Genomic DNA, 13,021 nt, shown 5'->3' on the forward strand with positions numbered 1-13,021 from the left:
CAGAAGGTAAGGCGACAGGCGACGAGGAAATGTCTGGCCGCTTATTTGGTTTACGGCGCGAAACTCGAAGTCCTTAGTGAAAAGCTGCGATAGTGTCCACTGTCACCAAGGGCGGCGAAACACGTGTCGCACGAGATCGGTTCTCTTCGCTTAATCGACGGCTTGAACGCCGGATCAGTGAGAGGAACTTAAAGTTGCGCAGGTTCACGGCTTGGGGCCTTAGGTGCGCTCAAGCGATCGGTCTTACATTGACGCCCGTCGTCTCGGTGCTCTTTACCGCGGCCGTGGGCAGCACGCTGTTCGTGGTCCTATTCGAATGCAAGTTCACGACAAGGCATCGCGCGTCTGAAAGTCATCTTGTCGAGGACGAGGCGTCTGGCGCATGAATCTGTTAGCTCGAACACGGCGCTGCTAATGAACGCGGCAACGAACATGTCTCGCTGACCGACCGTGAAGCACCTCGCATCCAGACTTGCCTTGCACACCTGCAGGCCGGTATCGAACCGCCCGCTGCGCCGTTTCCCCGGCGCGACATCGAACCAGGCGGTACCGCCGACTATGTTAAGCGCGACCGGCAGCGTGTACCCGAAGCGGGGCGCGACCTGGAGTGCGATCCGACGTATGTCGTCACGAAACGACTGCACAGCGCCCGGTTTCCAGCGAATCGTCGGCACCGGTCCGCCGGTCGGCGTCGCCCGTGCGCGAAAGTTGGCACGCACCGATCTCATCAACTAAAGTACAGATTAACCGGCTCCATCTTGCATGCCCGCTCATCCGGCGCAACGGGGGCTTCGGGAGGTGTGTCGTGTTGCGCCAGTGTCTTGCCCGTCTTCTTTTGCGCGTCGCGGTGACAATCGCGATGTTCTCGGGCATTGCGTGCCTGACCTTTGCGGCAACTCCATCGGGCGTGCCGACAGTGACTGCCAAAGAACCGGCACCGGGGGCGGAAAAGACGCTCGCAAAGAAGGCAGAATTGGCGCCGGCGGCGAGCGCCACCGAGACGCCGGATTTTTCCGCCATCGTCGAGCGCTACGGGCCGGCCGTCGTGAATATCGGAGCCGCTACGCCCGACGATCAGCCGCAAACGGCGACCCCCGACTCCCTCGATGAGGATGACCCAAACTCCTCGCTTTCTTTAAGAGCGTGGCACCGCAGTTCCAGGAACGGACCAATCCTCCCGGTGTCATCTTCGCCACGGGCTCCGGGTTCATCGTGAGCGCCGACGGCCTCATCGTCACTACCGCGCATGTCGTGAACCAGGCCGACGAAGTCAGCGTGACCCTGACCGACCGGCGCGAGTTCAAATCGAAAGTTCTGTCGATCGATGCCGGCAGCGATGTCGCGGTGCTGCGCATCGACGCGGCCGGGCTTCCCACCGTCAGGCTCGGAGACTCTTCAAAGGTGCGGCCCGGCGACCAGGTGCTGACGATCGGGTCGCCCAGGCGCGTTCAGACGACGGTCACGGCAGGCATCGTCAGCTCGACCCCGTCCCATGCGGCAGACGGCGAGTCCTTTGCCTTCTTGCAGACCGAAATCGCGACCCATCCAGACAATTCCGGCGGGCCGCTCTTCAATCGTGCCGGTGAGGTGATCGGCATCGACGTGCAGGTGTATGGCGGAAAGGAGCGCTTCCAGAGCCTGACCTTCGCCATCCCGATCAACGCGGCAAAGGCGCGCATGCAGCCGGCCGGACCGCGAGAGGCATCGAAGACCTGGCTCGGCATTGAAGTGCAGGACGTGGACCCGGGACTGGCCGGCGCGTTCGGCCTGCCTCGCGCGGCGGGCGCGCTCGTGATTTCGGTGGCGCCCGGTTCTCCGGCGCTTGACGCGGTGGGAACGAAAAGGCCCGATCGGCCATTGACAGCATGGCTGCCGAGCCGCGCGCCTGCGCGGTGACGGCAAACCCGCGCGCAAGGAGCCGCTCCTCGAACGACGGCAGCAACGCATAGCCGAGCCGCACATCATAGGGTCCGGCGGACGCCCGCGGAACGCTGGCGCTAGGTCCCTCGCCGACAGTAAAGCCGATCTCGCGCCCCAACTCCGACAGGTAACGGGCCTGCCGAAGCGAGGTCTGCATTTCGATCTGCGTCATGCGATGAACGGGTCTCAGCGGAACCGACGACGTCGCCATCGCTTGGCAAGCGCCACCACGTGCGCTCTACTATTGGCGGATTGCAACTCCGCCAGAAGATCCGCGTTTGCGGAAGTCTCCGACGCTAACTGCGATCGCGTGCGAGTGCCTCCACGCGACCGGGTTCCGCGGCGCGCAGAAGAATGAGCGCGATGCCGCCCCACACAAATTCGCGCACGCGCCGCAGCAACGCGAACGAAAGCGCGGCCTGTCGATCGATCCCGAACGCCGACGCGATTGCGACGATCGTCGCCTCCTGCACGCCGAGGCCGGCAGGCGCGATGAACACCGCATTGCGCACGGCCTGCGTGAGCGTTTCGATGGCGATGGCGCCCGCGACGGAGACCGGATGGCCGAGCATGTCCAACGCCGCGAAGACTTCGATTGCGCCGAGCACGTATCCGGCGAACTGCCACGCGAACGCGCGTGCGAGCAGCGGCACGCGCCGCAACAACGCGCCGATATCGCGGTCGAGGCGCTTGCCGTCGAGCTTTGCGGCGAGCGCGTGAGCAGGGTCGAGCCAGCGCCGCGCCATCGCTTCGAGACGATGAAACGGCGCGCCCCTGTGCGCGACGACGAACGCCGCCACGCAGATCGGCGACGATGCGATCAGACCCGCGCCGATCACGTTGCCGATGCCGCTGCCCGAAGCGCTGGCATGGAAGTGCAGCAGGAAGAGGCCGAGCACCGCAAGCGCGTATTGCACCGCGATCGTCACGAGCATTTCGACGATCACGGATGCGCTCACGCGGCTCACGTCCGGCAGATAACGCGTGCCGAGCCGGATGCCCGCGAGCTCGCCGCCGATGCCGCGCACCGGCAACAGGCGTCCGACGGCTTCGCGCACGACCGCGATCCACCACAGCGCGCTCACGTCGATGCGCTTGTCGAGCAGCAACTGCCATGCGCGCGCATCGAGCAGCAACGGCAGCGCGTGCAGCGGCACGAGCCACACGAGAACCGGTCCCGTGTGCGCGATGAGCGCGAACGCGTCCGCGATGCCCTCATGCAGCGCAAGCGCGACCAGCAGCGCGATGGCCGCCGGCCAGCGCAGCCACGCGATGCGTTTGAGCCAGGCCGTCACGTGGCCGGCTCCGGCGTGCGGGCGTGCCCGAACACATCCGCGAAGCCGCCGTGCATCGCGCCTGTCGATTCGATCGCGCGCGCGACGCGCGGCGAGCACAAGGCGGCCAGTTCGTCCGCATGACGATAGTCGCGCATCGATGGCGTCAGTGGCGCGCCCTTCGTCGCGGGATGGCAATAGATTTCGAGCACGCCGTCGGGTGCTTTCGCGAGCAATGCGAGCAACGCGGCTTCATCCATGCGGCCCGTCGCGGCGATACCCGCGACCCAGTCGTTATACGCGATGCCCGCATCGTCGAGCCGCTTTTTCATCAAGGCGACCCAGGGCCTGAGAACGAGCGATCCGCGCATCTCGCGCGGCAGGCGCATTGCGCGCATGCCGAATTGCGGACCGATTTCGAGGATCAGCGCGAGCACCGTCGGATGCAGATGAAAATGCTTGTGCACGTTGACATGATCGAGTTCGAGGCCGGTTGCGGCGAATGCCTTGAATTGCGCATGGATCTCGTTTGCGAGCTGCCGCCGCACGCCTTGCAGAAAGAAGAAGCGCACGCCGTTTTCGAACATCGAGCCTTCGAAAGAGCCGCGCGCATCGACGAGATCCGGAATGGAAAACTGCGGCAGCGACGCGACGCCATCGGTCAGGACGAGATGCAAGCCGACGCACAAGCCCGGCAGCTCACGCGCGATTTTCACGGCTTCGTAAGCGGCGCTCGCGCCGACCATCAGGCTCGCGCACGTGAGCACGCCCTCGCGATGTGCCTGCGCGACCGCCTGATTCACGCGTTCGTGCAGCCCGAAGTCGTCGGCGGTGACGATGACCCCACGCACGGCATCACGCCTCGTGCGCGCGCAAAAAGCGGAAGAACTCGACGCCTTCGCGCAGGCGCCGCGTCATCATCTCCCAGCTCGTGAGCATCTCGCGCACGATCTCCCAGATCTTCGACGGGCGGAAATAGAAGCGTTTGTAGAAGCGTTCGAGACCGTGATAGATCTCCTCGCGCGACAGATGCGGATAGCCGATCGCGGCGAGCTGCACGCCTTCCTTGCTCACGAGATTGATGACCTTGTTCTCCGCGAGCCAGCCGTTCTCCACGGCCTGCGCGTAGAGCGTCGTGCCGGGATAGGGCGCCGCGAGCGAGACCTGGATCGTAAGCGGGTTGATCTCCTTCGCGTATCGAATGGTTTTTTCGATCGTCTCCTTAGTTTCGCCCGGCAAGCCGAGGATGAACGTGCCATGCACCTTGATGCCGAGCTTGCGGCAATCGTCGGCGAAGCGCCGGGCGATATCCGTGCGCAGGCCCTTCTTGATGTTCAGGAGGATTTGATCGTCGCCGGATTCATAGCCCACGAGCAGAAGCCGCAAGCCGTTGTCCTTCATGATCTTGAGCGTCGAATAAGGCACGTTCGCCTTCGCGTTGCACGACCACGTGACGCCGAGCCTGCCGAGCCCGCGCGCAATCTCTTCGACGCGCGGCCTGAAGTCGGTGAAGGTGTCGTCGTCGAACATGATCTCCTTCACTTCCGGCATGTTGTCGCGAATCCACTTCACTTCCTCGAGCACGTTCTCGACCGAGCGCACGCGATAGCGATGTCCGCCCACTGTCTGTGGCCACAGGCAGAACGTGCAGCGCGAACGGCAGCCGCGTCCGGTGTAGATCGACACATACGGATGCTTCAGATAGCCGATGAAGTAGTTGTCGATCCTGAGATCGCGCTTGTAGACCGGCGCGACGAACGGCAGCTCGTCCATGTTTTCGAGGATCGGGCGCGCTTCGTTGTGTTGGATCGAGCCATCGGGGAGGCGATAGCTGAGTCCTTTGATATCGGCGAACGCGCGGCCCTCGGCGATCTCCCTGCACGTGAAATCGAATTCCTCGCGGCACACGAAGTCGATCGCCTTGGTCGCGGCGAGCGAATTGTGCGGATCGACGGCCACCTTCGCGCCCACCATGCCGATCATGACGCCCGGCGCGCGCGCCTTCAGCTTTTCGGCGAACAGGGCATCGGTGGGAAACGAAGGCGTGCTCGTATGGAGGATCACGAGTTCGTGCTGCGCGGCGATATCGAGCGTCGCTTCGACGGACAGACCGTCGGCGGGTGCATCGAGCACGCGCGAGCCGGGCACGAGCGCGGCAGGCTGCGCGAGCCACGTCGGATACCAGAACGAACGGATTTCGCGCTTTGCCTGATAGCGCGAGCCGGCGCCGCCGTCGAAGCCGTCGAAAGAGGGCGCCTGGAGAAAGAGCGTGTGCTTCATGATGCGAGGTCCGGTGAATGCGTCATTGAGTGTCGGAGGCGTTGGCGTCGTAGCGCTCGTGTGCGTCGTCGAGCGGGATGCGCACGCCGCGCCACACGACGCTCGATCCGAACGATGCGGCGAGCCACTGCAGCCACATCAGCAGGTCGCGCAACGGAATGAGCGGAAGGTCGCGCCAGAACGCACGCCACGAGCGTGCGCCGCGCCTGTGCAGCAGAAGCCGCGCGGACAGGCCGAGCGAGGTGCTCAGATCGACGATGGTGTCCGCGATGCTTTGCGCGGCGTCGGTGCCGTGCTCGAAGCCGAGTCCGAGCAATGCGCTCGTCAGGAGCCAGGGCGTGGTGAACGTGATGCACAGGCACGCGAAGCCGAACGGGTTGACCGAGCGGATGGTGCGCAGCCAGCGCGTTTCGCGGCGCCAGAGCGACGCCAGATCGTGCTCGATCACATCGGTGGCGACGACCACGTCGGACAGCACCGTGCGCAAGCCGAGCGCGCGCGCGTGCTCCGCGAGCCAGTAATCGTCCGCGAGGCAGTCGCGCACGGCTTCGAAGCCGCCGCTTTTCAGGAGCGTTTCGCGCCTGAGCGCGATCGTCGCGCCGAAGCCGAAGCGTCGCTGACCGAGCGCGTTGGCCACATGCACCGAAGGCGCGAACCATTCGTCGATGAAAAGCCCGCCGATGCGCGACCAGAAACCGCCCACGCGCCGTGCGCGATACAGGCACGTGACGACGCCGATGTCCGCATCGGCGAGCGGCGCAGTCACGCGCTCGAGATAGTCCGGCTCGACGGCGATGTCGGTATCCGCGATCACGATGAGTTCATGCTTCGCGCGTCTGGTGAGGTTGATCAGGTTGCCGACCTTGCGGTTGCTGCCGTGCGCCGTACCGTCGATCACGAGCTCGATGTCGAGCTTCGGAAAGGTGCGCGCAAGCCGCTCCACGACGCCCGCCGCCGGGTCGGATGCGCTCGCGACGCCGAACAGCAGTTGATATGACGGATGCGTCTGCGCGCAGAAGGTTTGGAGGTTGGAGTACAGGCGCGGTTCGCTGCCGCATAGCGGCTTCAGGACGCTGACGGGAGCGGGCGCATCTTCGCCGCGCCAAACGCGGGCTTTGCCGCGCAAGCCAGGGAACACCAGCGCGGCGAGCGTCGCGTGACACGTCGCGGCACAGCATAATGCGATGACGACCCATACGAACAACGGAACCGAATGCGCGGTCATGAATGACGCGTCCAGATGTAGCACATGAACCCCGGCATGAGCATCTCCACAGTTGCCTTCCACATCGCGGTGATTCGAATGCGTGTCGCGAACCGGAAGGCTGCCTCCCCGAACCTTAAGAGAAGCTTAGGTAAGCGCACGAATGAACATCGAAATGCGCGTGAAAGGCGTATGTATGATCGCCTCGGCACATCGTCGCATCGTCCCGGACGAAAAAAGCCCGGCGAAGAGGCCGGGCGAAGAGGATTGGGCGATCTCCGAGTCACGCCCGACCGCGTGGCACTCTAGAGGACTTCGCCGCGCGCGGACAACTTTGCGCGGCGCTCAGCCGGGAGCCGGCGGGATGAAGTTCTGCATGAAGTTGTACGAGTCAGTCGCCGGAACAGGTTCCGTCGATGACCAGTTCATCGGCGGCCCATGCGACGGGATGCGCGATACAAGCGGCATCGAATGCGAGCTTTGCGATGCGCCGCACGACGATCACGATGCCCAATGCGCTCACGATCGTCGCGAGGCGCACGGCGGTGTGTTCCAGCGCATACACGTGACCGGTGCAGCCGCACACCGTGAGCCACGCCGCATCCGAAGCTGCGACGCACAGCGCGATCAGCACCGCATTCGCGCGCAGGGAAACGAGAGTGGACGATCGCATCGGCACCTCCGGGCCGCACGGCCGCGAATCGGCACGCTCGACGTACAGTGCGGGGACGAAGCTTATGCAATGCTTAAGCACGAGGCGCGCAACGCCTGCAGGGAAGCCTCAATGTTCGGCGGCGCGCATAACTTAAGCGCGGCTTAAGCATGCAGACCGGAGAATCGGCGGGCATTGTTCGAGCCTGGAGAGAAGCGCATGCGCCTGTTATTGGTGGAAGGCGACGAGATGATCGCGGAGACCGTGCTCGCCGCATTGCGTCGCGCGGGTTACACCATGGACTGGGCGCAGGACGGCCGGGCCGCGGAACTTTCGCTCGCCAACGGCGTGTACGACCTCGTGCTGCTGGATCTGGCATTGCTCAGGCGCGACGGTCTCGGCGTGCTCGGCGCCTATCGCAAGAACGGCGGCGATGCGCCCGTGATGATCCTGACCACGCGCGATGCCGTCGATGACCGCATTCGCGGACTTGATGCTGGCGCGGACGACTACCTCATGAAGCCCTTCGACCTCGACGAGCTTGCCGCACACGTGCGCGCGCTGCTGGGACGCCGCACGGGTCAAAAGCATCCGGTGTATTCGCATGGCGAACTGAGCCTCGATCCCGCCGCGCACGAAGCAACCAAGAACGGCGTCGTTCTCAATCTCGTGCCGCGCGAGTTCGCGTTACTGCGGGCGCTGCTCGAGGAGCCGTCGCGGGTGTTTCGGCGCTCAGATCTGGAAGAGAAGTTGTATGGCTGGGGCGAGGAAGTGGGCAGCAACGCAATCGAGGTCCATGTGCACAGTTTGCGGCGCAAGATCGGCGCGGAAGAAATCGTGACGGTGCGCGGCGTGGGTTATCGACTGAAGAGGATCGGATGACATCCATTCGCCGCTGGCTGCTCGGATGGCTCATTTGTGGCCTCGGCGTGGCGCACGACGCACACGATGCGAGGCGTGACGCCGCTCCGGGCGACATAGCTATGGACTATGTGCAGATCGGCTAAAAGCCGGATGCGCGGAAAGATTGCGCACTACTGAGACGATATACTCCCGTCCGGATTGAAATATTCCCTCTTTCGAAGCCAGCAATAGCAACGGAACGAGAGGGACGTGCGAGGTTGACGGACCGGTCCGAGTCTGCGGTATCTAGGCGGGATGGAAACTATGAGGATTCGTCGGCCCGACAGCGGAAGAACCTGAAGTCGCCAAGACGACGTGCGTCGTTGATTAGGTTGTGGTCGGCACAGAAGCATCGAATCGGGCAGAGACAATCACAGACACTGTCCGGTACGCAGGTCTAAGTCGAGCGCACATCCGGTTCCGAGAACGCTTCGGTCGATGTCGGATCCACTAAGAAGACGACCCGGAAATTAACTTTACTGTCCTAGCTGGGTCGCCTAGCGCTCATTACTCCGCTGGGCGCCCCCGACCGTTACCTTTTCAGGGTTTTGGCTTCCTGGATCGCGATGCTCTTCTCAGTCCTAGCTACCCGAGCCGCCGCGACTCTTGTTTCTGCTTTTTCCCATGTTGAACCGACGAGGCCTCAACGTCCGTACAAAGCATCCTATCGTCGCACCCGAGATCTACAGCTCTTCGCTCACGCTGCTGGGTAGAGCCCTATAAGGCCGGCCTCGCTTGTTAGAATGAAGCACATTCGATAATGTGCCGTCACGATAAATGAACGCTCGACACGTTGCATCCGCAGTCGCGACAATTGCTGTCGCCGGTGCGGGATGCGTTGCACCATTGGGCGCCTACGCTGCCGGGGAAACCACGCAGACCATTGTGATGGTCCGACACGGCGAGAAGCCTGACGAAGGACTCGGGCAACTCTCCTGCCAGGGACTGAATCGGGCCCTCGCCTTGCCACGAGTCATCGAAAAGAAGTTTGGCCGGCCGGACGCCATTTTCGCGCCCGATCCCGCGAAACAAAAGAACGACCGTGGGACCAAGTATGACTACGTCCGCCCGCTTGCAACCATCGAGCCCACGGCGATTTATTTTGGCTTGCCCGTCGATGCATCCATCGGGTTCAAGAACGCCGACAAGCTCGCCGACGCCCTGCTGTCCAGCAACTATCGAAGTAGTGTTGTGGTGGTCGCGTGGGAGCACGCGATTGTCGAAGAGACGGCACGGCGCATTGTCAAACGTTACGGCGGAGATGCTGCAAGTGTGCCGAAATGGGCAAGCGCAGATTTCGACAGCATCTACGTCTTGCGAATCACCCGTCGCGCCGGAACTTCGTTCGTGTCATTCACCGTCGAACAGGAAGGATTAAATGACAAACCTACCGCCTGTCCCGCGCCCTGAGGTCGCTCAAAGGTGAAGGAAGGCGAAGATTGACACGCCCAGTCCGGCTGCGCCCATGAGCCCCGCAAGCCAGAAGAGTTTCCGACTTCCCGTCAGTGAAGTGATGGCCGCCAGTGAAATTGCCACGCTGAGCCAAGCGAGCGCCTGCCCGAACAGATGCTGCGGGTGCTCCTTGACCTCCGACCGGAGATTCGCGCCTTCCACCTCTTTTTCCAACTCGCGGGCTTTGGCTGCTATTTCCTTCTTTCGGTCCTCATACTTGGCGATCTGATCCCGGTAGAACGGTTGCCGCCCCGGCGGAGCCAGCTCGGCTGCCAACTCCATGAGGTGGCCTTTGCTCGATTGCGCCTGGTAGTAGCTCCACTGGTCGCTCGCCTTGCTCTGCAGCAGGACGGCGTCATTCTTAAAAATCAGCGCCTGCGTCTGCAAAACGCCTTCCTCGTAGTGAAGCAGCCCCGACAACGCCGCGAGAATAGCTGTGAAGACTGCTACCCAGCGCGACAGCGGATCGCCTGCATGAGCCGCGTGTTCGACCAGATGGTCATGAGGTGCATGTTCGTGGGACATGATGATTCGATGTAGACGTCACAGACGCGACGCTCATAGTTGCGGAACTCGCGATCTTATCGCAGCGCCTCATTCGGAATGCGATTAACGCATTGCCCGGCGCAGACCCACAGCGCCGAACGGTTGGGCGGCGGTCAGGCTAACGGCCGCTAAACTAATAGACCATGATCGACCATTAACCTCAGGCGCTAGCCTCGCGAACCAGACGATGGCAAGCCGGGCTGATTCAACGAGCTGATTCTCTTGGTCAGTGCCGCAGTCCGACGCCCGCCGCTCGCCCACCAAGCTCGCTCGCGTACCGGGCGGTGTTCGCCGTGAGCGCGCTCGACGGTCAGTCGTGCCTTTGGGTAGCTAGCGGGGGCAGGCTCAACCGCATCTGCGCCTGCCGATAAGCTGAGACGAACTCCGGATCGCCATCTCGCACCCGAGCTAGCCAGTAACCAAGATCCTGCTGGCATTCCTCGCTATCGATGTCCATGAAGCACCGCGACTGCGCCGGCATCCGCGTCGCCGCCCAGTGGAATGCGAAGATGGTTGCCTGGTCGGCAGGCGCAAGTCTCAATCTCGGCTTGTCCCCGTGCGACAACCAGTCCTTTATGGCCGAAGACAACGTTGCCTCACTCTCGTCCGGAGCATAAGCAAACACATGTTCGCCTCCTCCCCTGGCACTGCGCAGATCGCTCGTTGCCACCGCAACAACAAAAGCAATCGCCTGCGAGTTCGGCTGTTTGTTCAGCGGCGCGGCTGACGCTCCGACCAGCCACATGGAGAGAGCGAGAATGCATGACGCAGCGGCATATCTCATCAAAACCTTGTTTACGTGTGGGTGGATATGAGCCAACGGTCGAATCAATTGGAAATCGGCGTTTTCGCAGGTTCGGCTCACGGGGCTTATCTCGGAAACGTCATCGCCACAGACAAACCCCTGCCGTCCGAGTCGTGAGCGAAGGTTATCGCCGCCTCCAAAAAACTGGCAATACGGGCTAATATCGACAGACCCAGGCGTGCCGCTCGCAAGGTCGATGCACCCGACTCCGACAAGATCGCCCGCCTTGAAGCCCGAGACATGGGCAATGACCACCGCGACACGCGCCCGACGATTTCGGGCCCGGCACGCGAGGAAACAGCGTACCGGCCGGTTGGCGGCGTACCTGACGGATGTCGGAATGGTCCCTCCCTCGACATCAAAGTGGAAAACGCGGACTCGAATACGGTCAGGGAAGTGTCCAACGACGTCTGCAACGCTGTCAGCCACGGCCCGCCGTTCACAATCAGCAATCGAAATGAGGCATCGACCGCCGGCTGGCGAAGTACGACGATCCTTCACGCCGGATCGACCCGTGCCAAATTAATGACGCAGTCGACTAGGAAGTCAAATCCGTCGCGGTCGTGCCGGTTCACCGCAGCAGCGATGACGCTTTTCCGTGCTTTACCGACATGTCAAATTTGCTCCAAACGCGTCTCCTCCATGCACCTGAGCATCTCGCACTGCCCAGCATAGAGGTTGCCGTCCACTAAAGATCGGAACAGCGAGGCATGATTGCCAAGAAGTTACGAAATCGGTGCGAGCGGATTTTCGGCCGGGTGCCTTATCTCAACCCTCCTTGCAGGTACCGACTCCACTCAAGAACTGCAGCAGCTTGTCATGGTTAGCTGAGGCATCAATTGAATAGTCGTTCTGCATACGTCGCGGTCTTATAGCGATCGAGTTGGGTTGACCAATTCGCGTCCCTCGCTGCGCAACGGATGCGTCGTGCTGGATTGAACGTCAACGAATCAGCGACAACGCTCAAGGAGCTTCTCGTCGGTAGCGTAGTTCGCGCTGACTTCGAATCGCTAGGACGAAAACCGCGTCAAACTCAGGCAAAAACCGATACAGCGCCAGATACCCATGCGCTCCATTTGAAATGACCAATTCGCGCATGCCTGGGTGGTTGTCGACCGGCCTGCCGATCATTGGACTTGACTGGAGAATGTCGAGGGCGGACACGATGTCGGCGATGCGCTCTGCCGCACGCTCGGGCGTGTGTTCGAAAAGAAACTCGAATATCCGATCGAAGTCGTCTCCAATTTCCTGCGCCAGGATTACTCGCGCCATCGCCTTACCTTGGGCATTTGTGGCGAGCCGCCTGCTGCGCGTTCGCGCAAAAACTCACGCATCTCTGTCCAGTCGAGCCCGGCACCCGTCTCGAGCATGTTCGCGAAGCGCGTGCTTCCCTGATCGAACAGCGCTTGGCGCAATTCCTCGTTCGCTACCCGTTCCGCGATGGCGTCGAGCATAAAACTGTGTGCCGTGGTCCCCGACTGCTCGGCGAGGCGAGAGATACGATCGCGAAGATCCGGTGGCAGGCGAAGCGTGGTGGTCGACATGACAGCCCTCGGTGTGCTACAGATGTGCTACATCTTACAGGGGCGCTTCTAGATTGCAAGCCGAACTTCTAAATCGGACGCGAGCATTCTATTATCTCGTTGATTCTGCGACCTTTTTTGATCTGACGTTCCGCTTATAATGTCGATTAATCTGTTCTAATTCGCCGCAGAAACAAACGTGACGTCAAAGCCCGCTGTGCCTGCTTCCCCGCCGCCCGCCTTGCAGCCGACACCCCTCGAAACGCTCGTCGTTCCAGCCGAGCTTGACGGCTCCGCGGGGCTGAATCGGGCCGTCACGGGGCGCCCCCAGATTGCCGCCGATCACGACCTCGATGCGATCCGCGCATGGCTGTCACGCTTTGTGGACACGAAAACCACCTTCGAGAATTACCGCAAGGAAGCCGAACGGCTCCTGCTCTGGTCGGTCGTCGAGATGGGCAA

The 13,021-nt window shown here is 62.2% G+C and carries 14 protein-coding genes and 1 pseudogene; 5 read left to right on the forward strand and 10 right to left on the reverse strand.

Annotated elements, in window-relative coordinates; genetic code table 11:
- Positions 1–627 precede the first annotated feature (627 nt).
- Complete coding sequence (locus NCT32_RS33765; RefSeq protein ID WP_250491315.1) at positions 628–1,020, reverse strand: hypothetical protein; 393 nt, start codon at positions 1,018–1,020, stop codon at positions 628–630.
- 123 nt (positions 1,021–1,143) lie between these two features.
- Here NCT32_RS33765 and NCT32_RS33770 point away from each other — a divergent pair, with 123 nt between their 5' ends.
- Positions 1,144–1,896 carry a S1C family serine protease gene (locus NCT32_RS33770; protein ID WP_409241561.1) on the forward strand — a complete coding sequence of 251 codons (753 nt, stop codon included), beginning with the start codon at positions 1,144–1,146 and terminating at the stop codon, positions 1,894–1,896.
- A 320-nt stretch (positions 1,897–2,216) separates the two neighbouring features.
- On the opposite strand, the gene NCT32_RS33780 is transcribed toward NCT32_RS33770, so the two are convergent.
- The 5 genes from NCT32_RS33780 to NCT32_RS33800 form a co-directional block, all read right to left on the reverse strand.
- Positions 2,217–3,215: a lysylphosphatidylglycerol synthase domain-containing protein gene (locus NCT32_RS33780; RefSeq protein WP_250491316.1), complete on the reverse strand. Its 999-nt coding sequence runs from the start codon at positions 3,213–3,215 to the stop codon at positions 2,217–2,219.
- Positions 3,212–4,045, reverse strand: coding sequence for a hopanoid biosynthesis-associated protein HpnK (hpnK, locus tag NCT32_RS33785; RefSeq protein WP_250491317.1), 834 nt, complete (start codon positions 4,043–4,045; stop codon positions 3,212–3,214). Before hpnK ends, NCT32_RS33780 begins: the two co-directional genes overlap by 4 nt.
- A 4-nt stretch (positions 4,046–4,049) precedes the next feature.
- Entirely contained in the window at positions 4,050–5,474 is a 1,425-nt protein-coding gene (gene hpnJ / locus NCT32_RS33790; protein WP_250491318.1) for a hopanoid biosynthesis associated radical SAM protein HpnJ, read from the reverse strand.
- A gap of 22 nt (positions 5,475–5,496) precedes the next feature.
- Positions 5,497–6,699, reverse strand: coding sequence for a bacteriohopanetetrol glucosamine biosynthesis glycosyltransferase HpnI (gene hpnI / locus NCT32_RS33795; protein WP_250491319.1), 1,203 nt, complete (start codon positions 6,697–6,699; stop codon positions 5,497–5,499).
- Between the two features lie 370 nt (positions 6,700–7,069).
- A complete protein-coding gene (locus tag NCT32_RS33800) occupies positions 7,070–7,351 on the reverse strand; it encodes a hypothetical protein (protein WP_250491320.1) in 282 nt (93 codons plus the stop codon).
- 198 nt (positions 7,352–7,549) lie between these two features.
- Here NCT32_RS33800 and NCT32_RS33805 point away from each other — a divergent pair, with 198 nt between their 5' ends.
- The 3 genes from NCT32_RS33805 (at position 7,550) to NCT32_RS33810 (ending at position 9,643) form a co-directional block, all read left to right on the forward strand.
- A complete protein-coding gene (locus NCT32_RS33805; RefSeq protein WP_250491321.1) occupies positions 7,550–8,212 on the forward strand; it encodes a response regulator in 663 nt (220 codons plus the stop codon).
- Positions 8,209–8,337 carry a hypothetical protein gene (locus NCT32_RS37385; protein ID WP_284508615.1) on the forward strand — a complete coding sequence of 43 codons (129 nt, stop codon included), beginning with the start codon at positions 8,209–8,211 and terminating at the stop codon, positions 8,335–8,337. Before NCT32_RS33805 ends, NCT32_RS37385 begins: the two co-directional genes overlap by 4 nt.
- A gap of 673 nt (positions 8,338–9,010) precedes the next feature.
- Entirely contained in the window at positions 9,011–9,643 is a 633-nt protein-coding gene (locus tag NCT32_RS33810; RefSeq protein WP_250491322.1) for a histidine phosphatase family protein, read from the forward strand.
- Between the two features lie 6 nt (positions 9,644–9,649).
- On the opposite strand, the gene NCT32_RS33815 is transcribed toward NCT32_RS33810, so the two are convergent.
- The 4 genes from NCT32_RS33815 to NCT32_RS33830 form a co-directional block, all read right to left on the reverse strand.
- Positions 9,650–10,210 (reverse strand): DUF4337 domain-containing protein, encoded by a 561-nt coding sequence (locus tag NCT32_RS33815; RefSeq protein WP_250491323.1) that lies wholly within the window; start codon positions 10,208–10,210, stop codon positions 9,650–9,652.
- 331 nt (positions 10,211–10,541) lie between these two features.
- Complete coding sequence (locus NCT32_RS33820) at positions 10,542–11,291, reverse strand: hypothetical protein (RefSeq protein ID WP_250491324.1); 750 nt, start codon at positions 11,289–11,291, stop codon at positions 10,542–10,544.
- A gap of 708 nt (positions 11,292–11,999) precedes the next feature.
- Positions 12,000–12,308, reverse strand: a complete 309-nt coding sequence (locus NCT32_RS33825) for a type II toxin-antitoxin system RelE/ParE family toxin (protein ID WP_250491325.1) — start codon at positions 12,306–12,308, stop codon at positions 12,000–12,002.
- A complete protein-coding gene (locus tag NCT32_RS33830; RefSeq protein WP_187609694.1) occupies positions 12,296–12,580 on the reverse strand; it encodes a CopG family ribbon-helix-helix protein in 285 nt (94 codons plus the stop codon). The genes NCT32_RS33825 and NCT32_RS33830 overlap by 13 nt, the downstream gene beginning before the upstream one ends.
- A 196-nt stretch (positions 12,581–12,776) precedes the next feature.
- On the opposite strand from NCT32_RS33830, the pseudogene NCT32_RS33835 reads away from it, so the two are divergent.
- Positions 12,777–13,021, forward strand: a pseudogene (locus tag NCT32_RS33835) (integrase); the annotation flags it as partial.

Origin of the sequence: Caballeronia sp. INML2 (genome assembly GCF_023631365.1) — a bacterium.
In the GTDB taxonomy this organism is placed as follows: domain Bacteria; phylum Pseudomonadota; class Gammaproteobacteria; order Burkholderiales; family Burkholderiaceae; genus Caballeronia; species Caballeronia turbans.

Excerpts from the sequence above, each read along its gene's own strand:
- NCT32_RS37385 (WP_284508615.1), top strand. The coding sequence starts at position 8,209 with ATGACATCCATTCGCCGCTGGCTGCTCGGATGGCTCATTTGTGGCCTC.
- NCT32_RS33805 (WP_250491321.1), top strand. The coding sequence starts at position 7,550 with ATGCGCCTGTTATTGGTGGAAGGCGACGAGATGATCGCGGAGACCGTG.
- NCT32_RS33765 (WP_250491315.1), bottom strand. The coding sequence starts at position 1,020 with ATGGCGGAAAAATCCGGCGTCTCGGTGGCGCTCGCCGCCGGCGCCAAT.
- NCT32_RS33825 (WP_250491325.1), bottom strand. The coding sequence starts at position 12,308 with ATGGCGCGAGTAATCCTGGCGCAGGAAATTGGAGACGACTTCGATCGG.
- NCT32_RS33800 (WP_250491320.1), bottom strand. The coding sequence starts at position 7,351 with ATGCGATCGTCCACTCTCGTTTCCCTGCGCGCGAATGCGGTGCTGATC.
- NCT32_RS33810 (WP_250491322.1), top strand. The coding sequence starts at position 9,011 with ATGAACGCTCGACACGTTGCATCCGCAGTCGCGACAATTGCTGTCGCC.
- hpnJ (WP_250491318.1), bottom strand. The coding sequence starts at position 5,474 with ATGAAGCACACGCTCTTTCTCCAGGCGCCCTCTTTCGACGGCTTCGAC.
- NCT32_RS33815 (WP_250491323.1), bottom strand. The coding sequence starts at position 10,210 with ATGTCCCACGAACATGCACCTCATGACCATCTGGTCGAACACGCGGCT.
- NCT32_RS33830 (WP_187609694.1), bottom strand. The coding sequence starts at position 12,580 with ATGTCGACCACCACGCTTCGCCTGCCACCGGATCTTCGCGATCGTATC.
- hpnI (WP_250491319.1), bottom strand. The coding sequence starts at position 6,699 with ATGACCGCGCATTCGGTTCCGTTGTTCGTATGGGTCGTCATCGCATTA.